The organism is Synechococcus sp. MIT2312 (assembly GCF_059772315.1).
The window spans coordinates 391,387-416,961 of record NZ_CM186281.1; the positions used below are offsets into that span (position 1 = coordinate 391,387).

Genomic DNA, 25,575 nt, shown 5'->3' on the forward strand with positions numbered 1-25,575 from the left:
TGGGGTTGCCGTGCCACTGCAAGCGTCTATGTCAGGGAATCACTGTGTTGAGGTCATGAAGTCTTGATGGCCGTCCACACCCTGGTCATGAAATGAGATTCTGCTTGCACTTCACTGAAGCCAGCATCTTCGAGGCGCTGGTCAATGTCATCACTGATGAAATTTCGGTAGTAAGGCTCGTGAAAGACGCGTCTGAAGTTGTTCATGGCAACGTCGAACTGCGGCGAATCCTTCAATTGCACTGAGTCGGCCAAAACCAAAACCCCGCCGGGTTCAAGCAGGCGGTAGCAGTCCTGAAGCACTGCCTGCCGGGCATCGGCAGGCAGTTCGTGAAACAGGAACACGCAGGTGATGGCCTGGAAGCCACCGTCATCGAACGGCATTCTTTCTGCGTTTCCCTGAACAAGCTGCACCAGCGGTTTGTTGGATTGGTTCAACCATCGATTGGCCTGGCGCAGATAGGCCTCGGAAAGGTCCACGCCCACGAGAGTGGCTTGCGGCAGCGCAGCACGAATCTGATGCAATGTTCTGCCCGTGCCGGTAGCCACATCGAGGATGCGCAGGCTTCCCGGTGCACGGTCTGCAAATCGCTTCAACCCTTGTTGCAGTGAAGGCAGGATCCGGCGCCGCATCGCATCGGCAGCACCGTTGAACAGGATGTCGACCTGAAGGTCGTACAGCTCGGCGGAGTGATCGCTGAGGTAACCGTCGGTTTGATGGTGAAAATTCTGGAGGTAATAGTCGGGATAGAGATCGCGGTTAGCCAGGTCAGGAATGTCCTTGACGTCTCTGGCACGTCTTCTGGCCCAGTTGGAGGGCAGATCCAGCCACACGCGTGGGTAGCGTTCAGCCCACTCCAACCAAGGGATATCAAACAGCAGCGACTGGGGATAAATCCCTGACTCAGAATCCTGCCAGTCACGCTGATGCAGATCATCCAGCGACTGACGCAGCGCATCCATCATTTCGCTGGGAACAGGTTCCGTTTTGGGCACCACATCAGGCGCCACCACTTCCATCACTTTGGTGCTCAGTTCCTTGTGGACCAGCCCGGCAAGGCTGCGGCCCTGTTGCATGGTCCGGTAAGCGATTTCAGTGAAACTGGGCGCCATGAAAAGGATTGAGATCCAAGCTCATTTCAATGGATTGCGAACCTGGTTGTGGGCTTTTGCTGGACTGAACACGAAAGTTATGTGAAGCATCGGTGAAAATGGTAGCCGTTGCTACAGAATTGCCTCAGGTACCCCAGGAGCTCTCGATGGCCGTTGAGATCACCACCGCCGGAACCATGGCGTCGTATTCGGGCAACGTGCTGGAGCGTCGTCAGCGAGCGGCCGCTGAATTCCTGGCCTGGGCAGAGCACCACGCCCATGACGTGCTGAGGCAGCAAGCGGCCCATGCTCAAGTTGAAGGCCACCCTGATCGACTGGATCAGCGCAGCGCTCTGGCTCAGCAACAAGTGTGTGCTCGTCGCCGTCTGCATGCCAGGCAACTGCATGACAGCGCTATGGCGCAACTAAGGCACGCCTAAGGCGTGAAGCAAAGCTTCAGGTGATGCCCCGGAATCGTCGTGCAGCGCTTCACTCGATCGGCCTTCCTTGAAAGAGACCAAGGTCTGTCAGAGCGAACAGGTCGTCGTTGTTGAGATGATTCGCCACGCCTGCTTGGCAACTACAACGTTGAAGCAGAATTGTCGTCGATTGTTTCACGATGACTCGGTTTATCTCAGGCTTTTGGTTCGCCGTCCGGATAGACTTTTAACACATAACCATTGTGGCTGAAGCGAATGGATTGATTCGTGTTTTCGCGCTCATAATTTTTCCCATTATTCGAGTTGGGAAATACAAAGCTGTAGTCATTGGAATAAAAATCAATAGTGGCATTATCATCTTTCCCTTCTTTGTCTTCGAAGCGGCAATCCCCTGAAAGAGCGCTTTTTTCCGTTCCCGGCCACTCAAGCGAGCACCATGCGGTTTGTTGCGATGAACAGGACGAAAGGGCGGTTGCAGCAACGCCAATGATGGTGACAGCAAATAATTTTTTCATTTTCAGGTCCGGTTCTAAATACTTTAACCTGAGTTTTGGTGACTTTATTTCTGTGTTGCTTCAGAGCTGTGACAAAGTCCGAATGGATGGCTTCCGAGCATACAAAGAGATCCCGGTCGATAGCCAGTGCGCCGTGCGATTGAGCTAGAAAAAAGTCCCCTTGCGGGGACAATGACTTGATGATCTGTTTTAAAGATTTGCCCCTGAATGCATTCAGAAACTGCTGATCAAGCGTCGTAGTACATCACGAATTCGTGGGGGTGCGGACGCTGACGCAGTTGCTGCACCTCTTCGTATTTCAGGTCGATCCAGTTGTCGATGAAGTCCTTGGAGAAGACTCCACCTTCCAGCAGATAGTGGTGGTCTGCGTTCAGAGCCTCGAGCGCCCCATTCAGGGATGCAGGCACAGTGGCGATCTTCTTCAGTTCTTCTGCGGCGAGTTCGAACAGGTCAACATCCACGCCGTCGCCGGGGTCGATCTGATTCTTGATGCCGTCGATGCCGGCCATCATCATCGCGCTGAAGGCGAGGTAAGGATTGGCCAGGGCGTCGCCGGAGCGGAACTCAAGTCGCTTGGCTTTCGGACTGGGGCCGGTGAGAGGAATGCGAACGGCAGCGGAGCGGTTGCCTTCCGAATACACCAGGTTGACCGGTGCTTCAAAGCCGGGGACCAGTCGCTTGTAGCTGTTGGTCGTGGGGTTGGTGAAAGCGAGGAAGGAGGGAGCGTGCTTGAGAATGCCGCCGATATACCAGCGGGCTGTCTGAGACAGGTTCGCGTAGGTTCCTTCCCCGAAGAACAGAGGCTGTCCCCCTTTCCAGAGACTCTGATGCACGTGCATGCCTGAGCCATTGTCGTTGAAGACCGGCTTGGGCATGAACGTGGCCGTCTTGCCGTACTTCTTGGCCACATTGCGCACGATGTATTTGTAGGTCATCACGTTGTCGGCCGCCTGAATCAGCTCGGCGAACTTCATGCCCAGTTCGTGCTGACCAGCACCGGCAACTTCGTGATGGTGCTTTTCGATGGGAATGCCCAGCTGAGCCATCATCAGCAACATTTCCGAGCGGATGTCCTGAGCGGTGTCGTTCGGAGCGACAGGGAAATATCCCTCCTTCTCCTGGATCTTGTAAGCGAGGTTGCCGCCTTCCTCGATCCGACCTGTGTTCCAGCCGGCCTCAATGGTGTCAACGCTGTAGAACGACCCGCCTTCAGCGGAGTTGTAACGCACGTCGTCGAACAGGAAAAACTCCGGTTCCGGACCGAAGAACGCTGTGTCAGCGAGACCCGTGCTGGCCAGATAAGCCAGTGCTTTCTGGGCAAGAGCTCTGGGACAGCGCTCGTAGGCTTCTCCCGTGCGGGGATCATGAATCGAGCAGATCATGCTCAGGGTTTTATGCCTGTAGAAGGGATCGATCCAGGCGGTTGCAGGATCGGGCACCATGGCCATGTCAGAGGCGTTGATCGCTTTCCAGCCACGGATCGATGAGCCATCGAAGGCCAGGCCTTCCGTGAACGATTCAGGTTCGATCAGGTCCTGACAGACGGTGAGGTGCTGCCACTTGCCGTGCAAGTCCGTGAACTTGAGGTCGATCAGCTCGATGCCTTCATCCTTGATCTGACGAAGCACGTCCTGGGCAGATTTGGCCATGGCGGGGAATTGAGCCCATACAAGTCGCTCCGACCGTAGATATCGATCCGCAGCTGTTTTGTATCAACGAGCACCTTTTTGCCTTCCGTCTCGCTGGGTGGCTTCAGAACGCCACTTAGTAACCGTTTCTGTCAGATTGCTGTGATCGCCTTTGCTGGAGCAGGTTTCATCGCGTTGTCGGTGTTACCTTCCAACCAACGTGGACAGGGCTTGCATGCGCGATGCCATCACTGGACTGATCGGTCAGTACGACCAGCTGGGTCGCTATCTCGATCGTTCTGCGATCGATCGCATCGAGAGCTATTTCGATGAAGCGGAAGTGCGTGTTCTTGCTGTTGAGATCATCAATCGTGAAGCCTCCGAGCTGGTGCGTGAAGCCAGTCAGAGACTCTTTCAGGCGGATCCAGAGCTGTTGCTGCCCGGCGGTAACGCCTACACAACCCGTCGCCTCGCTGCCTGTCTGAGAGACATGGATTATTTCCTTCGCTACGCCAGCTACTCCTTGATCGCCGGCGACAGCACGATTCTCAACGAGCGCGTCCTGAACGGTCTTGACGACACCTACAAGAGTCTTGGTGTCCCAACAGGCCCGACCGTGAGGAGCATGGTGCTTCTGGCTGATGTTCTGTGTGAACGCCTCCTGAATGAGGGTGTTCGTCAGGAGCGTTGCGGACTTGTGCGTCAGCCGTTTGAGCACATGGCCTCCGGTCTTGCAGCCAGCGACGTGCGTCAGCGCTGATCGCAAGAAAAGTCTCCAAATCATTTCAAGCGGCGTCGGAGTGACCGTTCAGGGCCAATTTCTGACCGATTGATGCGTAGGCTTCTCGCCATTGATTTCCGGTTCCGTCTCCGCCGATGACACACCCTCACCCTTCGGTTGACTCGTGCCATCGATGCTCCATCGGTCCGATTGACACACCAGACCGTCTGTTGCTGGGTCCGGGTCCCTCCAATGCCCATCCCACGGTTCTTCAAGCGCTTTCGCGCACTCCCATCGGTCACCTGGATCCGCTTTATGTGGAACTCATGGGGGAGGTGCAGGAGCTCTTGCGCTACGCCTGGCAGACCGACAACCGGTTGACTCTGCCGATGAGCGGCACCGGCAGTTCAGCCATGGAAGCCACGCTGGCTAACACCATCGAACCCGGGGATACGGTTCTGGTTGCGGTGAAGGGATACTTCGGTAATCGCCTGTTGGATATGGCCGGCCGTTACCGCGCCAACGTTCAGGTGATTGAGAAGCCCTGGGGTGAGGCATTCACGCTGGAAGAGATCGAAGCGGGGATCAAGAAGCACAAGCCTTCGATCCTGGCGATGGTCCATGCCGAGACGTCCACCGGCATCTGCCAGCCGATGGACGGGATCGGTGATCTCTGCCGAGAGCACGATTGCTTGCTTCTGCTCGACACGGTGACCTCACTCGGCGGAGTTCCTCTGTATCTGGATGCCTGGAAGGTTGATCTGGCCTACAGCTGCAGCCAGAAGGGCCTCAGCTGTCCTCCAGGCCTCGGTCCCTTCACGATGGGTCCGCGTGCAGAGGCCAAGCTGGCCGCACGCCAAGACAAGGTCCCCAACTGGTACCTGGATGTATCCCTGCTGAACCAGTATTGGGGTAGCGACCGTGTGTATCACCACACGGCTCCAGTCAACATGAACTTCGGCATGCGTGAAGCGCTTCGTCTTCTGGCCGAAGAAGGGCTGGACAACGCCTGGGCACGTCACCGCCGCAACGCGCAAGCCCTCTGGGCTGGCCTTGAATCACTGGGCCTGGAAATGCATGTGCCTGAAGAGCTGCGACTGCCAACGCTCACCACGGTTCGCATTCCCGAGGATGTGGATGGCAAGGCTTTCTCCTCTCACCTGCTCAACACCCACGGCATCGAAGTCGGTGGTGGACTTGGCGTGCTTGCAGGCAAGATCTGGCGGATCGGTTTGATGGGTTACAACTCCACACCTGAAAATGTGGATCGTCTGCTCAATCTGTTCGAGTCCGAACTGCCTCGGTTCCGTCAGAACGCTGCCGTCGCTGCCTGAACCAGCTCCCCAGCAGTGCGGATGCTTCAGGCTCCATCACGCCTCCGGTCACCTGCATGTGGTGGTGCGCGCTGGGGTGTTTGGAGAGATCAATCGTGCTTCCCAGTCCACCACGTTTGGGATCATGCGCTCCGTAGATCACCTGACCGATACGGGCCTGCACCAGAGCTCCTGCGCACATCGGACAGGGTTCCAGCGTCACGATCAATGTGCACTCATTGAGTCGCCAGTCGCCAAGGATTAGGGATGCCTGGCGCAAAGCCACGAGTTCCGCATGCCCGAGTGGATCGGAAGCCCACTCGCGCCGATTGCTGCCGTGGCCGATGCATCGTCCTTGCGCATCCAGCACCACGGCACTGACAGGGATCTCTCCCGACTCACCGAGACGCTCTGCACGCTGGAGCAGGCGCTTCATCCAGGCATGGATCTCAGCGTTCTCCAGCTCGAGCGGTGTCAGGCGCACGTCCAACCCCATCGTGCAGAGGCGTCCAATGTGCCACCGCAGGTGAGAATGGCTGTTCCTTCCGCTCCCTCCTTGATCGGATCCTCCAGGACTTCATCGGCGGCATCGACTGCGACGGAACTGTCCGCATTTGCCTCTTCCGAGGCCCTGGATCCGCAGTTGCAGCGGTTCCTGGAGGACGCCGGCGCCCGCCTGTGTGAGTGGCTCGGGTCGGCCTCCAAGCGATCGCCGCTGCCAGCTCTGCGGCTGCTGCCCGAGGCGTTCCCAGAGCCCCAGGGGGTAGGCGCGGACCGACTGCTGGATGACCTTCAGCAGTTGATGGATGGTGCTTATCAGCCCAACCATCCTGGCGCCCTCGCACATCTGGATCCGCCTCCGAACACGGCATCGATCGCTGCCGAACTGATCTGTGCCGGGCTCAACAACAATCTGCTGGCAGAGGAACTCTCTCCGAGCCTCAGTCAACTGGAGCGCCAGCTCTGCAGCTGGTTCGCCGCCCGTTTTGAATTGCCCCATGGCTCTGGTGGTGTTGCCGCGAGCGGTGGCTCCCTCAGCAATCTCACTGCCCTGGTGACGGCCCGTCATCGGATGGGTCTGGATCATGACCCCGATGCGGTGATTCTGATCAGTGATGACGCCCACGTGTCACTGGAGAAGGCGGCCAGAGTCATGGGGCTCAGGCCAGACGGCATTCGGCGCGTTCCCGTGGATTCCCAGGGACGCATGTTGATTGCAGACCTGCAAGAGCATCTGCAGGAGCTGAAGCAGCACAACCGGCCTTGCATCGCAGTGGTGGCGACAGCGGGCACGACTGTGCGTGGAGCGATCGATCCGATTCCCGCTCTGGCTCAGTTCTGCAAGGACCGGGGCCTCTGGCTGCACGTGGATGGAGCGATTGGTGCTGTCTTTGCACTGTGTCCGGGCACCTCGAACCTTGTGGCTGGGCTTGGCCAGGCCGATTCCATCACGGTGAACCCTCAGAAGCTGCTGGGAATCGCCAAGACCTCGTCGCTGCTGCTGGTGCGAGAACAGTCAGCTCTTCAGGAGACATTCCACACTGGCCTCCCTTATATGGAGCCCGCCTTCGCTGGTGCCCATGGCGGTGAACTGGGCCTGCAGGGAAGTCGCCCTGCAGAGATCCTCAAGCTCTGGCTTGGGTTGCGTCAACTGGGTGAACAGGGGATCAACGCAGTGCTGGAGAAGGCACTGTTGAGACGTCAGCGCCTGGAACAGGGTCTCGACGCCTCTGTCCTGGAGATCACATCAGGTCCCCTGCACCTACTGGCCTGTGCGCCGTTTGGAGCGGATTCCGCACGTTGCGATCACTGGACAGCGGCTGTGCGTCAACGGCTGCTGGATCGGCAGATCATGGTGTCCAGGCCCGTTCATCAAGGGCGGCATCGCATCAAAGTCGTGCTGGGTAACCCCCACACCTCGAATGCGCTGATCGACCAACTTGCGGCCGATCTGAACGAATGCTCACGGGAGATGGTGTGATGCCTGCAGCTCAGAACAAGCGGGGGCGCTGGGTTGCCATCGTGACCGGAGCCATGTCAGTCCTGATTGGTGTTCTGTACCTCGGTCTGATCACGGTTCTCGATAGCCGCGGTCCGATGCGTCCTCCGCCGCCCGAGGCCCTGGCCGGGGCGGAAGTCGTTTCTTTGCCTCCTGCTGGAGGGGCTCCACGACCCGCCGCAGTGCCGCCTGCAGAAAGTCCTGCAGAGAGCGATCCCGCTGGTTGAGTTCGTAGTGGTGCTGAACCACGTCCTGCACTCCGCCATCGCCCCAGTCCTGATCCTGTTGGAAATAGGTCATGAAACTGGCACCGGCGATTCTGGTGAGCCATCCGGCGGCCACACCCTGCACGGCCCGACCGAGCAGCAGGGTCGGCAGGTTCACACTCAGTGCGGTGCCGATCAGAGCCACTCCGCCTTTGACCACCCCCAGCCCCGCAAGGGTCCGACCCACCGAGACAGCCAGCTCCTGGGCCCTGCTCCGGGTCAGTTCGATGCCATACACAGCTCCCACCTCCATCACCATCTGCGCATTCACAGCAGCGGTGCCCAGTAGATCCACTCCGGGCAGTGGCGTTGCGGCGACGACACCCGCACTAATCCACGTGTAGCGATCGATGATTCTCCGGGCTTCGTCCGTGCGCTGCCGGTCGAGCAGATCCCGACCGGCAGAGCCAAGATCTCTGCATTGCAGAAGGATGTTGTCGGCCAGGAGTTCCTCGCCATCGGCATGCAGCACTGCGGCCAACCGTCGCACCAGCAGGCCGATCTCGGCTGGTGGCTGAACGGGACGTTGGCCAGGGCGAGGCAGTGACTGGGGGCGTGCACTGGCAGGAATCACATCGTCGGGTTGCAACCATTCAGAGCAGCGTTGTCGCAACAGCTGAAGCAACCTGCGTTCCTCCTCCTCGCCTCTGAGATCACACTTGTTGAGAACCAGCACAAGACGCTTCCCCAGTCCTGACAGGCTCTGAACCACACTGAGTTCGCTCTTGCGCAGATCGCCATCCACCACAACGATCATGAGATCGGCTCTGCTGGCTTGGCGTCGTGCCTCCTGCTCGCGTCCTCTCCCTTCCTGTCCTGCTTCAAGGATTCCCGGCGTGTCCACGAGAAGAACCCCACGCTCAAGACCTTTGAGCCGAAGCCGATAGCTGCGACTTTCACTGGTGGAGCCCATGGCGGCACCGACATCGCCGACGATCTCCTTGAGCAGGGCACGGATCAGAGATGTTTTCCCACTGGAGCCGGTGCCGAAGACCACAAGCACAAGATCACCGCGCTCAAGCTCCCTGGCGACCCGTTGCCGTTCCTGCAGCAGAGACTGACGTGCCACATCGTCCTGAAGGCGTTCCAGCAGACGATCCACGCTGGACAGGCTCTGTTCCGCTGCATCTCGACTGCTCTTCGGTGCCGGTCTGTCCTGCGGAGATGAGGCGTCCCGACGTTGACGCTGTGTGCGCCACTGACGCAGCCATGGCAGGCCAACCTGAATGACGACCGCCACAAGCAGAACCGTTCCGATCAGCAGCACGGGGCCGACCAGCCAGGGCGGTAGCCAGTAACTCAGGTCCCATAGCAGGTTTCGGATTCCCTGCAGCACCAGGCCAATCACCATGAGGGCGATCAGACCAGCGGCTCCCAACAGAATCCAACGTGTCGATCCCTTCATCCTCCGTTGATCCCTCCTCGTCCCGCCGCGCGGATGATGTCAGCCCAGAGCGATGCCGCAAGGGCGCTTGAGCTTGTGGATGGACTGTTGTCGTCATTGCCGAGCCAGATGCCCAGCACCCAGCGACGCGAGGGCTCATAGCCGACGAACAGAAGATCCCTGCCCTCATTGGTGGTTCCGGTCTTGCCCCCTTCCTGTCCTCCCAGCGATGCAGCAGTGCCGGTGCCGTTGCGCACAACCGCGCGCAGCAAAGCCTGCATCTGAGCTGCACTGGCGCGGCGAACAGCCTGCCGACCTGGGTTCACACCGCGCTGATCGTCGCCAGCAAGGCTGCCGCAGCCACGCAGCTTGTCGTCGCGACAGGTTTCCGCATCGAGCAGACGACGAATCGTGTTGGGGGGCTTCCATTCCCCCTTGTTAACAATGGCTGCATAGGCTCCAGTCAGCTCGATCAGTCGCACTTCGCTCTGGCCGAGTGCGAGGCCTGGAACCGGATCCAGCGGCGTGGTGATGCCGAGGGCTCTGGCTTGGCGAACCACCTGTTCAAGTCCAACCCGCTGTGCCAGGCGCAGAGCCGCTGTGTTGCTGCTGGATGCAAAGGCGTTGGTGAGGCTGAGGCGCCCTTGACAGCTGCTTTCAAAGCGCTGCCCTCTCCAGTTCAGGGAGCTGCAGTCAATGGTTTCGCTGGGTTTGATTCCCCTTTCCAGAGCCGCCAGGTAAGTCATCAACTTGAAGGTGCTGCCTGGCTGTCTCAGGGCCATGGACGCACGGTTGAACTGACTGAAGCGATAGTCACGTCCGCCGGCGATCGCCAGAACTCCTCCTGTGCTGCTGTCGATCACCACGGCGGCCCCTTCACTCACGCCGAGTCCACCGGCATTGCTGACCAAATTGCGCAGCTGTCGTTCCACCACCGACTGCAGCACGGGGTCAAGGTGGGTTTCGATCAGGAAATTCCCTTCTGCGGCAACCTCCGGACCCACAAGTGCCGTCAGGTCCCTGCGCACCTGATCGGTGTAAAAAGGTGCTGATCGGGTCAGAGCAGTCCTGCTGCAGGCCTGGGGTGCGAGCTGGATGGGTTGACGTCTCGCCAGACGAGCGGCGTCGAGTGAAAGGCGACCGGAATCGGCCATTTTGTTGAGCACGCGGTTGCGGGCTTCAAGAGCTCGCTGAGGGTGACGGCAGGGATCGTGACCATTGGGTGATGGCAACAGTCCCACAAGCAGTGCGGCCTGCTCAACGCTCAGATCAGCCGCCGATTGATCAAAAAAGGTCTGGGCGCTGTCTTCGAATCCCCAGCCCACCCCGAGGTAGACCCTGTTGAGATAGCTCAGCAGCAGCTCACGTTTGCTGAAACGGCTTTCCAACTGCAGCGCCACTAGCAGTTCGCGCCATTTACGGCCAAGGGTGTCGCCTTCTCCGACCAGGTTGGGGTAGAGGCTCCGGGCCAATTGCTGGGTGAGGCTGCTGCCACCTTCAAGAACCCTTCCGCCAGCGAGGTTGGCGGCGAAGGCACGCAAGCTTCCGATTGGATCAACACCTGGATGCCACCAGAAGCGGTTGTCCTCACTGCTGAGCAAGGCATCGATCAACAACGGAGAAAACTGGTCAAGGCTGTCCAGTTCCCGGTGTCGATTGGAATCCACCGATTTGAGCGGTTTGTTGTTGCCGTCGTAAATGGCCAGTGGTCCGCGAACGCTGGCCAGTCGTCCACGCACAGGCACGTTGAAGGTGGCCAGAGCGAGGAGCAGTCCGGCCCCGCCCAGACAGCCCAGGATGCTGATTCCCAACGACTTGCGGATGCGCTGCTGCAGTCGTTGGTTTGATTTCTCAAAACCAATCCAGGGGGTATCGGCGTCTTGGGTCGGGGAAAAACCGATGCGATCGCCGTCCTGGAGCTCCAGCTGTTGCACACGTCGCCCTTGCCACCACAGTCCATTGGTTGACCCTTGATCCTTGAGAATCCAGTGCCGGCCTTGTTTCTGTAACAGCGCATGCAGGCGACTGACTGCTGCATGGTCGATACGGATCTCCACGTCTGCATCGCGTCCAATCCGATAGCCCTCGCCGTGCAGATGCAGGGTGCGATCAGGGCGATCCTGCTGATGAATCCTCAGCAGGGCCAATCCCCTGGGTTCAGCCGTCGCTCTGCTCATGTCTGTTGCTGAAGGCGTCGATGGCAAAGCAGAGGACTGCCAGGTTGATGGCGACATCCGCCCAGTTGAAGATCGGAAACTGGATCGGCACCAGTTCCAGAAAATCGGTCACGTGGCCCAGCCGCCAGCGGTCAATGCCATTGCCAATCGTGCCTCCGAGCAGAAAGCCGAGGGCCAGTCCCATCCAGAGGCCTCGTCGGGCCTCCCGCCAGATCCAGATGCTCACGCCGATGGCTACCACCAGGCTGAGAATTCCCAGGATCATCGAGGAATCCCGGAACAGACTGAAGGCAGCACCTGTGTTGCGCACCAGATTCAGTTGCAGCAATCCGGGAATGAAGGGCTTCGACTCCCCTGGAAGCAAAACGCCTCGGGCCCAGTGCTTGCTGAGCTGATCCAGCATCACCATGAGCACACTGAGCGCGACGACGCTGCCGCGTCGCATGCTTCGGGCTGGTCTGTTGTTCATGGCATGGTTCCGGCTCATTCCACCCAGAGCACACGACGGCTCACGCGTGCGATCAGTCCGGCGGCGCAACACAGGGCGAGCTGGGCAGCCAGGGGCCCGAGGCTGTACCCGAAGACAAGTTCGATCAGGGGCTCATTCCAGCGATTCAGTGCAGCCCCCAGAACAAGATTGATCAGACCGCAGAGCTGGATGGTCAGCAGGCCGGCCATGGCTGCGAGAGTCAGTCGGGCGATGTCATTCATTCCGTTCTGCTGGGCCAGCCGACCGGTCAACCAGGCGGCGGGGACAAATCCAGCCAGATATCCGAATCCAGGATTCAGCACATAGGCGAAACCACCACCTCCATGGAACACAGGCAGGTCCACCAAGCCGATGGTCAGATAAGCCACTGAAGCGATCACGCCCGCTCGTGGGCCCGCGACGAGGGCGCAGACGAGCAGTGCAGGAACCTGCCAGGTGCTGGGAAGACCCAGCAAGGCCGGGGGTAATTCAGGCAGCGGCAGAAGCAGGGCAGTCGGAATCAGGCTTCCGACCAGGATCAGAAGCAATCCGGCAAGAGCGCCGCTCCAGGTGGCCAGTGCCCGCACGGGCAAACGTCAGCTCGCACCATCCTGCTGTAAGAGAGATGCATTGCCCAGCCGAGATGTCCGTTTCCATTGGTGACCAGGTGCGACTGATTCGCCCTCAGACCTTCCTGAAGACAGCTGATCCAATGCCGATGCTCAGGCCTCCTGATCTTGTGGCCCACAACGAGATCGGCAGGGTCATGGCACTGCAGCCGGCGCAAACAGCCGCGGTTCGCTTTGCCAGAGGCACGTTTTTGCTGTCGATCGAGCAACTCACGCTTGTGAGCGAAGACTTGAACAAGCTCTCTGATCAGGATGCTCCATCGAACTCCGAAGGCTTATCGGATTCCGATGTTTCATCAGAGACGGAGGCGACTGCTGATCCAGCGGACTGATCAAGGCGCGCTGCCTTCAGCAAAACCGCTGAGGGTCCATTGTTTCTCCAGTGATTCCAGGGTTCCCGCGGGACCGCACAAGCTGAGTTGCGGGCTCTGCAAGTGGCGTCCTGCAGCGTCACGCAGATCACTGGCCCGCAGCTGATCCAGTTGGTTGAGGCAGCTTTGGTCGTGGTCATCAGGGAGATGTAGACCACGCAGTTGCGCCCTTCGCTCGGCTCTCTGGCCGGTGGTCTGTGAGCCGTGCGCCAGCTGCCCTCTGAATTTGGCCTTGGCAAGCTTGAGATCGGCTTCAGAAATGCTCACCTCCATCAGCTCAATCCAGCTTCTGAGCAAGAGTTCGAGCGAGAGTTCCGCCCTGTCGATTCCCGTTGAGGCATGCATCACGAAGGGTGCCGCTCCAGCGCGAGCCGGGTGATGGACACCGACGTCGTAAGCGACGCCATGCTCCTCCCGAAGCCGTCGGAACAACAAGCTGGACATGCCTGAGCCCAGGTGGGCCTGAAGCAGCCTCAGTGCCAGGTCGTCCGGATGACCGTGGGGCAGAGCGGCCTGACCGAGCATCAGCACAACCTGTTCCGTGGCAAGGGACTGAAGCCCTAACGACGCTCTCTCGCCATGGTCCAGTTCAGGTGATTCTCGGATCGCTGATCCAGGTTCCGAAGAGCTGGATCCGGTCCTGTTAGTGCCAAGCCAGTCCTCCAGTTGTGCTTGGGCCTGATCAGGAATCGTTCCGGACAGCGCCAGCACCGAGCCCTGACTTTCGAGATCTGACGCAAGGCCTGCCAACTCCGCTTTCTGCAGTTGTTCGAGGTCGACACCGATTCCGAGAGGATCATGCCCGTAAGGACCCTTGCCGTAGGCCAGCTGCCTCCAGCCATCAAAGGCGCGATGGAAGGGATCCTCTTTTTGTCTCTGCAGGGCCTGCAGGCTCAGGTCTCGCTCCAGTTCGATCTGACTTTCGTCCAGATGCGGCTGACGCAGCATCCAGCCCAGTGCAGGCAAGAGACGATCGGCATCAATATCGCGGCACTTGAGACTGATCAGAATTCCGTCTTCATGGGTGTCACAACGAAGACCGGCGCCACAGCCTTCAACGAGATCCGCCAGCTGCAGGTGGTCGACAGGGCCGCATCCCCGGCTGAGCACCGAGCCCAAAAGCTGATGCCCGCCCCTCTGCCCGAAAGGATCTGCACTGCTTCCCCGCCGGATCCAGAGCTTGGCGGAGAGCACCCCGGTCGTCGTCACCGGATCCAGAACGAGATCACAGCTGGAGCTCAAGCGTTGTCCTCCGATCGGGCAATCAGGGTGAAGCTGTGTTGGGGTTGCAGCAGCGGCATGACCCGTTCCCGCAACCTTGAACCATTCCAGTGCATCAGGTCCTGAAGTGGAGCCAGCAGGTCTCGGTGCCGTCCCCAGAGTGTCTGTGAACCAGCACTGGCGGCCACAGCTCCCGGCGCTTCGAGACTGAAGCGATGACCGTTTCCGACCAGTTGCATCGCGCGATGTAATTCCTCATCCGAGATGGCCGTGGTCAAGCTGCTGTTCAGCTGTTGGTGGATCTCCCTCTCCACACGTTCGATCTGATCGTCTGGGCAACATGCCTCCAGCATCACCAGGCTGCCCTGTTCCAGCGTGGTGACATCCATGTCGATGGATTCGACAATCTGAAGCTCTTCGCGCAGTTTCTGCACCAACCGGCTGCGCCGACCCTCGGCGAGGATGGTGGTGGCCAGATCCGCTCCGGCGATCGCCAGCTGATCATCTGCCGCGGCAACCGGCCAGACCATCATCAATCGTGCTGCTTCCAGTCGAGCGAACCGTCGGCATTCCCGTCCGCCTTGAAAGCTCAGTGAAGGTTTGGTTGATGTGTCCTGATCGGAGTCCATCCGTTGGTCCAGCGCCGCAAGCGGGCTGCTGAGCACGTGACTGATCAGACCCTCCTCAAGGGCTCCAGCCACCGAGAGGCAGCAGTTGGCTCCTTGATACCGACGATGGTGGTAGTTCCTCATTCCACCAGGGTTCATGTTCCGCAGGCTGTTCTCCCAGCCGAGAATGGGTCTGCCGTAGCAGTGGGGAGCACAGCAGAGTTCCAGCAGGGTCTGCAGCACCTGGTCATCGGGCTGATCCCGGTACTGGGCGATCTCCTCGAGCACCACCTCACGCTCCATTGAGAAGCTGTCCTGTTCGAGGGCCGGATCGAGAACGAGATCCAGGAGCAAATCGAGTGCTTCCTTTGATTCCGCGCTGGGCACAAGCACGTGGTAGTGCACGTCATCAAACCCTGTGGCTGCATTGCTGCTGCCTCCAAGCGCCTCAATTCTCCGATCAAACTCCCCTGGACCCAGCCTTCGACTTCCCTTGAACACCATGTGCTCGAGGAAGTGAGCCATGCCCTCCTCACCGCTTCTTTCCCAGGCGCTTCCGCCTCGACACCAGAAATCAAGGCAGGTGAGTGCCGCATCAGGGATGGCGGCAGTCACAAGGTTGCTGCCGTTGTGAAGCGTGCGGTGTTCGAGCACCGGACCGGATGGGATCGCAGTCAGGGTCCCGTGGCAAAGTCCCATTCTGTGCAATTACGGATCGGATTGATGCCAGCGTCCCCGAGCGGTCAGGAGATGCATCCGCTGGTGATGGCTCTGGCTGCTCGCATCCGTCAGTGCAGGGACGGCTTTCCGGAGCTCAATCCACTGACGTTGTCGGCTGACCTCGAGGAGATCATCGGCACGCTCGATGGCGAGGCTCTGTTCATCACCAATGAGGTGCATTCCTGCCGTGGACTGCGCAAGCTGCACCTGGAAATCGCACGACTTGGACTCGGGCTTCAGATCCTGCATTGCGTGTTCTTTCCGGATCCTCGCTTTGATCTGCCGGTGTTCGGTGCCGATATCGTTGCCAGCCCCGCCGGAATCTCGGCGGCCATCATCGACCTTTCCCCGGTTGGTGATCAGCTTCCTGAACGCATTGAACGCGGCCTTGAAGCCGCTGTGATTCCTGCCTTTGAACAGGTGCGCGAACTTCCCACCTGGGCAACCATTTTCTCGCCGTTCGTCAGATTCATTCGTCCCGTGAATCAACAGGAAGAAGATTGGTTCGTGGAACTGGTCGACGATTACCTCCAGGTTCTGGGCGATGCCGTGCAGGATGCGGAGCCCGATGACCCCAGTGCTCCTTCTACTCTGGCCCGATATCACGGACAGGTGTCCTATTGCCGGCAACAGAAACGCAACGACAAAACGCGGCGGGTTCTGGAGAAAGCCTTCGGGACAGTGTGGGCGGATCGGTACATCGAGGAGCTGCTGTTCGACGAGCCACCGAGTCCCTGAATGGATCGAGTCGGATCTGGCTCGGCGTCGGCGCGCTGGCGATCCTTGCTGTTGCTGGCGGAGTGTTGATGCTGCGTCGACCGCAGCCATCCACCCCTGTTGCTGCTGCTGAGCAGGTCGCAAGCCGAAAGCCGGAATCGGTTGCAGCCCTTGGAAGCCTCAGACCTGCCGGTGAGGTCCGTCGTCTGGCTGCGCCCGTGAGTGGTTTCGGTGGCTCACCGAGGGTCTCGTCACTCCTGGTGAAGGAGGGGGATCCGGTGCGCAAAGGTCAGGTTCTGGCTGTGTTCGACAACAGACCCAAGATTGAAGCGGATCTTGCCGCAACCGACGCCAAGATCCTCACCGCTGAGACGGAGATACCGCTGAAGCGAAGGGAGGTTGCCCGTTACGCGCAGGGCGCTGGTCAGGGGGCGGTGGAAATTGTCTTACTCGAGGAAAAACAGAACCAACTCACCCTGCTTGAGCGCAAAAAGGCGGAGCTGATCGCTGAGCGCGGAAAGCTTGAAGCTGATCTGAATGACAGCGAACTCCGATCTCCAATCAATGGCACCGTTCTCAAGCTGCGTACCCGGGTTGGTGAGCGACCTGGCAGCGAAGGTGTCTTGGATGTTGGAGCCAGCCAGTCAATGGAAGCTCTGATCGAGGTCTACGAGTCAGACATCAATCGCATCAAGGTTGGAGAATCGGTCACCCTGATCAGTGAGAACGGCGGTTTCGAAGGGGATCTTCAGGGAACCGTTGCGCGCATCAGTCCTCAGGTGCGACAACGACAGGTGTTGTCCACGGATCCGACCGGAGATGCGGACGCCAGGATTGTTGAAGTGCTGGTTCGCTTGGATCCAGGATCCACTCAGCGCGTTTCAAGACTCTCGGGCCTGAAGGTGATCGCCCGATTCGGATCCTCATGATCGGTCGCTTCCTGAGCGGGCGTGGGATTCCACTTGCTTCACTGATGCTGGTCAGGCAGCCGGTTCGTCTGGCTGTCGCACTGGCTGGCATCAGTTTCGCGGGAATCCTGATGTTCATGCAGCTGGGATTCCGCGATGGTCTCTTTGATGCCAGCGTCACGGTGCACCGCCTCTTCGACGCTGACATTGTTCTGATCAGTCCACGCTCGACCAGTTCCGTGAGCATGGCCGGCTTTCCCCGACGTCGTCTGGTGCAGACCATGGCCTTGCCTGAGGTGGAAGGCATCACGCCTGTGCACTGGAATCTGCTGCTCTGGCGCAATCCCAAGACACGCGGCACCCGATCGATCCTGGCTCTTGGTTTCGAACCGGGTGATCCCCTGTTTGTGGACCCAGCTCTGGCGCCCAAAGCTCAGGTGCTGACTCAGAAAGGCCGGGTTCTGTTCGACGAGAAGTCGCGGCCCGAGTTTGGGCCCGTTGCTGAGTGGTTCCGTGCTGGTCGAACCGTTGAAAGTGAGATCTCTGGTCAGAGGGTGCGTGTGGCCGGCCTGATTGAGCTCGGCAGCTCCTTCGGCGCTGACGGCAACCTTCTCACAAGCAGCGAAACGTTTCTCGAGCTCCTGCCCAACACGCCACCAGGAAGCATCGAGGTTGGACTGGTTCGGTTGCAGCAGGGTGCGGACGCTGAAGCGGTGGTTGAGAAACTCAACGCTCTGCTGCCTGAGGACGTCACGGTTCTCACCAAGCAGGGCTTCATTGATTTTGAGCAGAACTACTGGCGCACAAGCACGTCGATCGGCTTCATCTTCACCCTGGGTGCTGCCATGGGCTTTGTTGTCGGCTGCGTGATCGTTTATCAGGTGCTGTATTCCGATGTCAGTGACCATCTGCCGGAGTACGCCACCTTGATGGCCATGGGCTACAAGCTCAGAACCCTGCTGGGTGTCGTTGTACGGGAGGGGCTTCTGCTCGCGCTCTTCGGATATCTGCCGGCTTATGCCGCCGGGCAGGGTCTTTACCTGCTGGTGAGAAGTGCCACCGCGCTCCCCGTGGCGATGGACTTCAGTCGCGCCATGACGGTGTTCAGCATGATCCTGGTCATGTGCATGGCCTCGGCGGGGTTGGCCATGCGCCGTCTTGTGGATGCCGATCCGGCGGAGATCTTCTGAAGCCATGACGGTTCTTTCCCATCCAGCTCAACATCAAGATGCTGATGTGGTCAGCACGGTGAAGATTGAAAATCTCAGCCACTGGTACGGACGTGGGTCAATGCGCCGACAGGTTCTTCAGTCGGTTGATCTTCAGATCGCAGCCGGTGAAGTGGTGCTGCTGACCGGTCCATCAGGTTGTGGCAAGACCACTCTGCTGACCTTGATCGGAGCGCTTCGACAAGTTCAGCAGGGGGATGTGCGCGTGTTTGGACAGCAGCTCCAGGGTGCCGGCCGGGGCCAACGACAGTTGCTACGCCGCCGGATCGGCATGATTTTCCAGGGCCATAACCTTCTGCGCTGCCTCACGGCCGAGCAGAACGTGCAGATGGGAGCTGATCTCCTGGAGGGTTTCAGCTACCGCGGTCGCCGTGATCAGGCCAGGGAGTGGCTCAGGGCCGTTGGACTGGAGGATCACCTCAGCAAGCTTCCGCAGGACCTCTCGGGTGGTCAGAAACAGCGCGTGGCCATTGCCCGTGCACTGGCTGCCAGGCCCCAGTTGCTGCTTGCCGATGAACCAACGGCAGCGCTGGACAGCGGGACCGGTCGTGAGGTTGTTGAATTGCTCAAGCGCCTGGCTCGCGAGCAAGCCTGTTCCGTGCTGATGGTCACCCATGACCCGCGCATTCTTGATGTTGCTGACCGGCTGGTGAAAATGGAGGATGGCCATTTGCTTCAGGCCATTGAGTAGGTTGGGTTGAACTTCAAGCAGCTCCGGACTCCCGAATGGCCAAGCGCAGAAACCTCAAGAAGGAAAAGCAGGAGCGCAATCGCGCCTATGCGCGCAAGTTCAAGAAGCGCAAGATGCGCAACGATGGCCGTGGTGAAGGTGCCGGCAACGGAGTGACAGGCACTGCCAACAATGGTGGCGCTGCAGACTGATCTGTTTGCAAACAGCTTGTTCACAGGGGGCTGAGGGCCCCCTTTTTCTTGCCTTTAGGCTGACTCTCTACGGCTCATCGTGCGGGCGGATGTTCATCAGCGTCGTGATTCCCACCTACAACAGACGCGACATCCTCGAGAAGTGTCTGCGTTCTCTGGACGCTCAGAACGCCTGTTCCGAAATTGATGAGTATGAGGTTGTCGTGGTGGATGACGGATCCACCGATGGCACGCCGGACTGGCTCAGATCATCGGCGGAAACGTTCCCCAGGGTCCGTTTGATTGAGCAAAGCCATGGGGGACCTGCCGAGGGACGCAACCGTGGTGTTGCCCATGCCCGGGGCGATGTGATCGTTTTCATCGATAGTGATCTGGTCGTCACGCCGACATTCCTGGCCAGCCATGCGCGGGCTCTTGAGAGGCAATGGCAGCGTTCCGGTAACCGTCTCTGCTTCACCTACGGCGCTGTGATCAACACCGCCGATTTCGACAATCCAACAGGAGAGCGTCACAAGCTGCGCGATCTGTCGTGGGCTTATTTCGCGACTGGAAATGTCGCGATCGATCGACAAGTGCTCGAACGTTCTGGCCTGTTCGATACGGGATTCAGGTTGTACGGCTGGGAGGACCTCGAACTGGGTGAACGTCTCCGCCAGATGGGAGTGGAGCTGGTTCGCTGCCCTGAAGCTGTTGGTTACCACTGGCATCCCGCCTTTCGCCTTGCTCAGATCCCCGACCTCGTCAGGGTCGAACGCGAACGCGCCCGCATGGGGCTCGTGTTCTATCGAAAGCATCCCAGCCGCAGGGTGCGAATGATCATTCAGTTCACCTGGATGCATCGTCTGCTCTGGGGGCTGCTGACGTTGGGTGGCTTGCTCAATGAACGCAGCCTGCGACCCGTGCTGGCCTGGTTGATTCGTCTGGGTCAACCGTCTCTGGCACTCGAGCTGCTGAGGCTTCCGCTCAACCGGATCGGTGTGGAGGCGCTGTATCGAGAAGCGCGTCAAGCAGGGCTGTCCTGAGCCGGTACTTTGTTAAATTCGGCGGGTCCTTTCAAACCGCACACCTGTCTGTTTCGGGTGCTGGATGTGATCTGAACTCCGGTTCAACACACCATCCCTGACAGGTGGAGGCGAACCCGAAACCTCAACACAACCATGGCTGTCGTCACTCTCGCCGAGATGATGGAAGCTGGTGCCCATTTCGGTCACCAGACCCGTCGCTGGAATCCCAAGATGTCGCGCTACATCTATTGCGCGCGCAACGGAGTTCACATCATTGACCTCGTGCAGACCGCTGTCTGCATGAACAACGCCTACAAATGGACGCGCACCGCGGCCAGAAGCGGCAAACGTTTTCTGTTCGTTGGCACCAAGAAACAAGCGTCCGAGGTGATCGCTCATGAAGCTGCACGTTGTGGAGCTTCCTATGTGAACCAGCGTTGGCTGGGTGGAATGCTCACCAACTGGACCACGATGAAGGCCCGGATCGATCGCCTGAAGGATCTGGAGCGGATGGAGTCCAGTGGTGCCATCGCCATGCGCCCCAAGAAGGAAGCAGCTGTGCTCCGCCGGGAGCTTGATCGGCTTCAGAAGTACCTCGGTGGCCTGAAGAACATGCGTCGTCTCCCCGACGTGGTGGTTCTGGTGGACCAGCGTCGCGAGACCAACGCTGTGCTCGAGGCCCGCAAGCTCGATATCCCTCTGGTGTCGATGCTTGACACCAACTGCGACCCTGATCTCTGCGAGGTGCCGATCCCTTGCAATGACGATGCTGTGCGTTCCGTGCAGCTGGTGCTGAGCCGCCTCGCTGATGCCATCAACGAAGGCCGTCACGGTTCCAACGAGCGTGGCGCCGACAACCAAGGTTGAGTCGCCTTAGCCGCTAAGTTCACGCCGCCCTCCCGCCAGAGCGGGAAGGCGGATCTTTTTGTCCCAACGTCCTCCACCAACACATCCGATGGCTGTTGCCGTATCCGCCAAGCTCGTTAAGGAACTCCGCGACAAGACCGGCGCTGGAATGATGGACTGCAAGAAAGCTCTTGCAGCAACAGAAGGTGATGCCGACAAAGCCGTTGAGTGGCTTCGTCAGAAAGGCATCGCCAGCGCTGAAAAGAAATCCGGCCGTACCGCCGCTGAGGGTGCCATCGGCAGTTATATCCACACGGGAGCCCGCGTTGGTGTGCTGATCGAAATCAACTGCGAAACCGATTTCGTTGCACGTGGCGACATGTTCCAGGAATTGCTCCGCGACGTGTCCATGCAGGTCGCTGCTTGTCCTGGTGTGGAGTACGTCACCACGGATGAGATCCCTGCAGAGATCCGCGAGCGCGAGAAATCGATCGAAATGGGTCGGGATGATCTTGAAGGCAAGCCCGAGCAGATGAAGGAGAAGATTGTCGAGGGTCGCATCAACAAGCGTCTCAAGGAACTGGCTCTGATGGAACAGCCTTTCATCAAGGACAGCTCGCTGACCGTGGCGGAGCTCGTCAAACAGACAGCAGGCAAGATCGGCGAAAACGTCAAGGTGCGTCGTTTCACCCGCTACACCCTCGGAGAGGGCATTGAGATTGAAGAGTCCGACTTCGCTGCAGAAGTCGCCTCCATGTCGAAAGGCTGATCTTGACGGGATTGCCTGGGAGTCGTCACGCTCACGATCCAGGCGTGCAGCTTGCACGTCTGGAAGAGCGCTGTAACTCTCTGGCACCGCATCTCTACAGAGAGCAGGCCCAGTATCTGGAACAGGTGCGTCGGATCTTGCCCACTGCCGTCAAATCGGCGATCCGCCACCTGCTCTGCACTCTTTCCCCGCTGCAACGCGCCGCGCTCTCAGAACGCCAGACGGTGCTGCAGCAACGCATTGATGCACTCGTTCAGCGTGCTTCATCGATGATCACGATCGAGCAGTTGCTTGTTCTGGCCATGCGCCTTCAGGACGAAGAGCGACGCTCCCGCATTCAGCAGTTTCAGAATCTCGCGGATCGCGCCACCAACAGCGTCGAGCCACCGATCGATGTCGCACCGTCACAGGGAATTGAGCTGGGACTGGATCTGCCACTGGAACGTCCCGATCTGCTGGAGGGTCTGCTGCCGAATGATCAGCCACCCACCACGGAGGATTCGCAGGATCGTCCCGAAGCCGCCGACCCTCAGTCACTGACACCACCTGATCCAGGGACTGAGTTGTCCGAGCTGGAGATTCTGCGGTCGCTGTTTGTCATGGCCGGAGAATCACTGGATCAGGGAGAGTCCTCCCAGGAGCTTCAGAGCGGTCTCGAAGCCGACGATTCCCTTCTTCACCCGGCGGCCCAATCGAGCGATCAGCTGATGCCTTCGACGGCAAGTGGTCTGTTGGGTTGGATGGATTCAGTGGATTCCGCCCTGATCCGCAGGCTGCGCAATGTGTCCCATGCTGTGAATGTTGAGCTGATGCGGGCAGGGGTCACGCGCAGTCTGCTTCCCATTCAGCTTCTGGATGCCGTCAACAATGGTCAGCTGCCATCTCAGTCAGCACCCTCCAATGTGCTGAGGTTGACGCTGCCTCTCTCGATGGTCGGTGACGACCAGGCCATGGACACCGCCTGCGTCTTGATGCGCCCGTCCGAGCTTGAGTTCGATGACCATCGTCTCAGGCGCAGTCGCACTCGGCTTCGATTGCAACGTCGTGATCTAGGCAGTTTGCTTCTGAAGGAGCGACACTGGCAGCGTCGCGCCAGTGTCCGAGAGGTCCAGAACGATTGGTGGCCCAACCAGCCGGAGACTCCTCAACTCAGTTGAACGCCGGCCTTGATTATCAGGCTCTTGAGCGGTTCCTGGTGTGGATCCGACCTCTGCAGCAGGCGTTGTCACTGGAGGTGGACCGCGGATTCAGCAATCTTCAGGGCCGCAATGAACGCTTTGACAGCTTCATGCAGCGCGAGCTAGGAACTGCTCCGCAGATTCCTTTGCCAGGTGATGTTCCGCCTCGGCTTCAGGCTTTGGCAGAGGGATTCGCCGACTACGCATCCCTGGATGACGCCGCCCGCCGCCGACAGGTCACGGTGGTCAGGCAGTGGCTGCATGCTCTGCGCCAGCGGCTGGAGCCATCAGCACCCATGGCACCACCGCGTCTGAAGGTTGCGCAACGATCATCGTCGTCTGCTGCATCCACTTCCGCCGCACCCGGTCTCGACAGTCCACTAGCTCAGGTGAAGGGCATCGGTCCGAAACTTGCGGAGCGACTGGCCAGCCTTGGGCTGTTGCTGGTGCGTGATCTGATCCTCCACTACCCCAGGGATTACGTCGACTATTCGGCGCTGCGACGCATTGATGCCCTTGTGCCGGGTGAAACCGCAACGATCGTGGCCACGGTGCGTCGCAGCCATGGATTCACCAGTCCACGCAATCCCAACCTGTCAATCATTGAGCTGCAGCTTCAGGATCCAACAGGACGGATCAAGGTGACCCGGTTTCTGGCTGGAAAGCGGTTCAGCAATCCCTCCTATCTGCATGGTCAGACCCGTCAGTACCCCAGTGGAGCCACGGTGGCCGTCAGTGGTCTGGTCAAAAGCGGGCCGTATGGAATCAGTTTTCAGGATCCACTGATTGAAGTGATGGAAAGTGCTCAGGCACCGCTTCGTTCCAGCCGCATCGGCCGGCTTCTGCCTGTGTATCCACTTACGGAGGGTCTGACCGCGGATCGTTTCCGTTCGCTGATCGAACGCGTTCTGCCGTCGGTGCGTCTGTGGCCGGAGCCCCTGCCACGGGTCCGGCGTGATGCACGACAACTGCTCAGTCGCGATCAGGCCTTGGTGGCGATTCATCGTCCTGAGTCGTCCGATCAACTTCAGCAGGCCCGGCATCGCCTGGTCTTTGATGAGTTTCTGTTGCTGCAACTCGGCTTGATGCAACGCCGCGCGGCGTTGAAGCAGCGCTCCGCTCCCTCCCTGAGCAGCAGCGCCTCGGATCGTGATGGGTTGCTGGGCCGGTTCCTGACCATGCTGCCGTTTGAATTCACTGCAGCGCAGCAGCGGGTGCTGGCGGAGATCGAGGCGGATCTGAACCGCCAGGAACCCATGGCTCGACTGGTTCAGGGGGATGTCGGCAGCGGCAAGACGGTCGTCGCCGTGGCTGCTCTGTTGAGAGCCATTCAGGCCGGTTGGCAGGGGGCCATGATGGCTCCAACGGAGGTTCTCGCTGAGCAGCACTACCGCAGTCTCTGCAGCTGGATGCCGGCGCTGCATGTCACCGTTGAGCTGTTAACGGGTTCAACACCCCAGAAGCAACGGCGCAGGATCCTCGCTGATGTTGCCTCCGGGGCCTGCAAAATTCTGGTCGGGACCCATGCTCTTTTGGAAGACCCGGTGGGCTTCTCCCGTCTTGGCCTGGTGGTCGTGGATGAACAGCACCGGTTCGGAGTGCGTCAGCGCAACCGTTTGCTCGGCAAGGGTCTGCAACCCCATCTGCTCACCATGACGGCAACGCCGATTCCCCGCACCCTGGCGCTCTCCCTGCACGGTGATCTGGATGTGAGTCAGATCGATGAGCTGCCGCCCGGCCGGACGCCGATCCGTACCGCCATGATCACCGGTTCGAATCGTGACGAGGCTTACGACTTGATCCGTGAAGAGGTGGACAAGGGCCAGAGGGCCTATGTCGTGCTGCCCCTGGTGGAGGAATCCGAAAAGATGGATCTGCGCTCAGCGGTGGATGTGCATCGACAGCTGGCCGATGAGGTGTTTCCAGATCTTCAGGTGGGTCTCCTCCATGGTCGTCTTGCCAGCGCCGATAAACAGGCTGTGATCAGAGCCTTCGCTTCAGGGGAGACCAAGGTTCTTGTTTCGACCACCGTGGTGGAGGTGGGGGTGGATGTGCCGGAGGCCAGTGTGATGGTGATCGACCATGCCGATCGTTTCGGTCTAGCGCAGTTGCATCAGCTGCGTGGTCGTGTCGGCCGAGGCGCAGCGGCCTCCCACTGCCTGCTGATCAACGACAGTCGTAACCCGTTAGCCCGCCAACGTCTTGAGGTGCTGGTGCGCTCCACCGACGGCTTCGAGATCGCTGAAATGGATCTGCGCTTGCGCGGACCAGGCCAGGTCCTCGGCACCCGTCAATCCGGCCTGCCGGATCTGGCGCTCGCCAGCCTGGCTGATGATGGATCTGTGCTGGAGGAAGCGCGCGAAGAAGCCGCGGACATCCTGCGTGAAGATCCAGAGCTGAAGGATTACGCCGTGCTCAGGCGTCTTCTCGATGAGCAGCGCAGTCGTGTGACATCGGCGGCACAGCTCAACTGACATCCATCGTCGCTGC

General features: G+C 59.4%; 25 protein-coding genes. 15 read left to right on the top strand and 10 right to left on the bottom strand.

Going from position 1 to position 25,575, the window contains the following annotated elements:
• Positions 1-53: 53 nt before the first annotated feature.
• Positions 54-1,112, bottom strand: a complete 1,059-nt coding sequence (locus AC6EI9_RS02580) for a class I SAM-dependent methyltransferase (RefSeq protein WP_498468929.1) — start codon at positions 1,110-1,112, stop codon at positions 54-56.
• Between the two features lie 98 nt (positions 1,113-1,210).
• Here AC6EI9_RS02580 and AC6EI9_RS02585 point away from each other — a divergent pair, with 98 nt between their 5' ends.
• Entirely contained in the window at positions 1,211-1,531 is a 321-nt protein-coding gene (locus AC6EI9_RS02585; RefSeq protein ID WP_498468930.1) for a hypothetical protein, read from the top strand.
• 194 nt (positions 1,532-1,725) lie between these two features.
• Here the strand turns inward: AC6EI9_RS02585 and AC6EI9_RS02590 are convergent, their stop codons facing one another.
• Together AC6EI9_RS02590 and glnA are read right to left on the bottom strand one after the other, a co-directional pair.
• Positions 1,726-2,046 carry a hypothetical protein gene (locus AC6EI9_RS02590; RefSeq protein WP_498468931.1) on the bottom strand — a complete coding sequence of 107 codons (321 nt, stop codon included), beginning with the start codon at positions 2,044-2,046 and terminating at the stop codon, positions 1,726-1,728.
• A gap of 227 nt (positions 2,047-2,273) precedes the next feature.
• The gene (gene glnA / locus AC6EI9_RS02595; RefSeq protein ID WP_498468932.1) at positions 2,274-3,695 is read right to left on the bottom strand and encodes a type I glutamate--ammonia ligase; all 1,422 of its coding nucleotides are present in this window, start codon (positions 3,693-3,695) and stop codon (positions 2,274-2,276) included.
• Between the two features lie 214 nt (positions 3,696-3,909).
• On the opposite strand from glnA, the gene AC6EI9_RS02600 reads away from it, so the two are divergent.
• Positions 3,910-4,434, top strand: a complete 525-nt coding sequence (locus tag AC6EI9_RS02600) for a bilin-binding protein (protein ID WP_498468933.1) — start codon at positions 3,910-3,912, stop codon at positions 4,432-4,434.
• Positions 4,435-4,550: 116 nt separating this feature from the next.
• Positions 4,551-5,729: a pyridoxal-phosphate-dependent aminotransferase family protein gene (locus AC6EI9_RS02605; protein WP_498468935.1), complete on the top strand. Its 1,179-nt coding sequence runs from the start codon at positions 4,551-4,553 to the stop codon at positions 5,727-5,729.
• Here AC6EI9_RS02605 and tadA read toward each other — a convergent pair.
• On the bottom strand, positions 5,671-6,204 hold the full coding sequence (tadA, locus tag AC6EI9_RS02610) for a tRNA adenosine(34) deaminase TadA (protein ID WP_498468936.1): 534 nt from the start codon (positions 6,202-6,204) through the stop codon (positions 5,671-5,673). The two genes, AC6EI9_RS02605 and tadA, sit on opposite strands and share 59 nt — an antisense overlap.
• A 36-nt stretch (positions 6,205-6,240) precedes the next feature.
• On the opposite strand from tadA, the gene AC6EI9_RS02615 reads away from it, so the two are divergent.
• Positions 6,241-7,689: a pyridoxal phosphate-dependent decarboxylase family protein gene (locus AC6EI9_RS02615; protein WP_498468937.1), complete on the top strand. Its 1,449-nt coding sequence runs from the start codon at positions 6,241-6,243 to the stop codon at positions 7,687-7,689.
• 90 nt (positions 7,690-7,779) lie between these two features.
• Here the strand turns inward: AC6EI9_RS02615 and AC6EI9_RS02620 are convergent, their stop codons facing one another.
• The 4 genes from AC6EI9_RS02620 to AC6EI9_RS02635 are packed head-to-tail and all read right to left on the bottom strand — an operon-like array spanning position 7,780 to position 12,590.
• Positions 7,780-9,378 carry a YcjF family protein gene (locus tag AC6EI9_RS02620; RefSeq protein ID WP_498468938.1) on the bottom strand — a complete coding sequence of 533 codons (1,599 nt, stop codon included), beginning with the start codon at positions 9,376-9,378 and terminating at the stop codon, positions 7,780-7,782.
• The gene (locus AC6EI9_RS02625; RefSeq protein ID WP_498468939.1) at positions 9,375-11,534 is read right to left on the bottom strand and encodes a transglycosylase domain-containing protein; all 2,160 of its coding nucleotides are present in this window, start codon (positions 11,532-11,534) and stop codon (positions 9,375-9,377) included. Before AC6EI9_RS02625 ends, AC6EI9_RS02620 begins: the two co-directional genes overlap by 4 nt.
• A complete protein-coding gene (gene lspA / locus AC6EI9_RS02630) occupies positions 11,515-12,003 on the bottom strand; it encodes a signal peptidase II (RefSeq protein WP_498468940.1) in 489 nt (162 codons plus the stop codon). Before lspA ends, AC6EI9_RS02625 begins: the two co-directional genes overlap by 20 nt.
• 14 nt (positions 12,004-12,017) lie before the next feature.
• Positions 12,018-12,590, bottom strand: coding sequence for a biotin transporter BioY (locus tag AC6EI9_RS02635; protein ID WP_498468942.1), 573 nt, complete (start codon positions 12,588-12,590; stop codon positions 12,018-12,020).
• A 56-nt stretch (positions 12,591-12,646) separates the two neighbouring features.
• Here AC6EI9_RS02635 and AC6EI9_RS02640 point away from each other — a divergent pair, with 56 nt between their 5' ends.
• Positions 12,647-12,964 (top strand): NAD(P)H dehydrogenase assembly family protein, encoded by a 318-nt coding sequence (locus AC6EI9_RS02640; protein WP_498468943.1) that lies wholly within the window; start codon positions 12,647-12,649, stop codon positions 12,962-12,964.
• Here AC6EI9_RS02640 and AC6EI9_RS02645 read toward each other — a convergent pair whose 3' ends face one another.
• Positions 12,965-14,245, bottom strand: coding sequence for a M16 family metallopeptidase (locus tag AC6EI9_RS02645; protein ID WP_498468944.1), 1,281 nt, complete (start codon positions 14,243-14,245; stop codon positions 12,965-12,967). It abuts the gene before it with no gap.
• Entirely contained in the window at positions 14,242-15,531 is a 1,290-nt protein-coding gene (locus AC6EI9_RS02650) for a M16 family metallopeptidase (protein ID WP_498468945.1), read from the bottom strand. The genes AC6EI9_RS02645 and AC6EI9_RS02650 overlap by 4 nt, the downstream gene beginning before the upstream one ends.
• A gap of 24 nt (positions 15,532-15,555) precedes the next feature.
• Between AC6EI9_RS02650 and AC6EI9_RS02655 the strand changes: the two genes are divergently transcribed.
• The 10 genes from AC6EI9_RS02655 (at position 15,556) to recG (ending at position 25,559) form a co-directional block, all read left to right on the top strand.
• A complete protein-coding gene (locus tag AC6EI9_RS02655; protein ID WP_498468946.1) occupies positions 15,556-16,290 on the top strand; it encodes a phycocyanobilin:ferredoxin oxidoreductase in 735 nt (244 codons plus the stop codon).
• 68 nt (positions 16,291-16,358) lie between these two features.
• A complete protein-coding gene (locus tag AC6EI9_RS02660; protein WP_498470138.1) occupies positions 16,359-17,198 on the top strand; it encodes a lipid ABC transporter permease in 840 nt (279 codons plus the stop codon).
• The gene (devC, locus tag AC6EI9_RS02665) at positions 17,195-18,367 is read left to right on the top strand and encodes an ABC transporter permease DevC (RefSeq protein ID WP_498468947.1); all 1,173 of its coding nucleotides are present in this window, start codon (positions 17,195-17,197) and stop codon (positions 18,365-18,367) included. The genes AC6EI9_RS02660 and devC overlap by 4 nt, the downstream gene beginning before the upstream one ends.
• 4 nt (positions 18,368-18,371) lie before the next feature.
• A complete protein-coding gene (locus AC6EI9_RS02670; RefSeq protein WP_498468948.1) occupies positions 18,372-19,097 on the top strand; it encodes a DevA family ABC transporter ATP-binding protein in 726 nt (241 codons plus the stop codon).
• Positions 19,098-19,132: 35 nt separating this feature from the next.
• Positions 19,133-19,288 carry an Asl3888 family RNA-binding protein gene (locus AC6EI9_RS02675; protein ID WP_006850288.1) on the top strand — a complete coding sequence of 52 codons (156 nt, stop codon included), beginning with the start codon at positions 19,133-19,135 and terminating at the stop codon, positions 19,286-19,288.
• 89 nt (positions 19,289-19,377) lie between these two features.
• The gene (locus AC6EI9_RS02680; protein WP_498468950.1) at positions 19,378-20,310 is read left to right on the top strand and encodes a glycosyltransferase family 2 protein; all 933 of its coding nucleotides are present in this window, start codon (positions 19,378-19,380) and stop codon (positions 20,308-20,310) included.
• 135 nt (positions 20,311-20,445) lie between these two features.
• Positions 20,446-21,159 (top strand): 30S ribosomal protein S2, encoded by a 714-nt coding sequence (gene rpsB / locus AC6EI9_RS02685; protein WP_498468952.1) that lies wholly within the window; start codon positions 20,446-20,448, stop codon positions 21,157-21,159.
• Positions 21,160-21,247: 88 nt separating this feature from the next.
• Positions 21,248-21,907, top strand: coding sequence for a translation elongation factor Ts (gene tsf, locus AC6EI9_RS02690; RefSeq protein ID WP_498468954.1), 660 nt, complete (start codon positions 21,248-21,250; stop codon positions 21,905-21,907).
• A 2-nt stretch (positions 21,908-21,909) separates the two neighbouring features.
• Entirely contained in the window at positions 21,910-23,064 is a 1,155-nt protein-coding gene (locus AC6EI9_RS02695) for a hypothetical protein (RefSeq protein WP_498468956.1), read from the top strand.
• A complete protein-coding gene (gene recG / locus AC6EI9_RS02700) occupies positions 23,025-25,559 on the top strand; it encodes an ATP-dependent DNA helicase RecG (RefSeq protein WP_498468958.1) in 2,535 nt (844 codons plus the stop codon). Before AC6EI9_RS02695 ends, recG begins: the two co-directional genes overlap by 40 nt.
• Positions 25,560-25,575 lie beyond the last annotated feature (16 nt).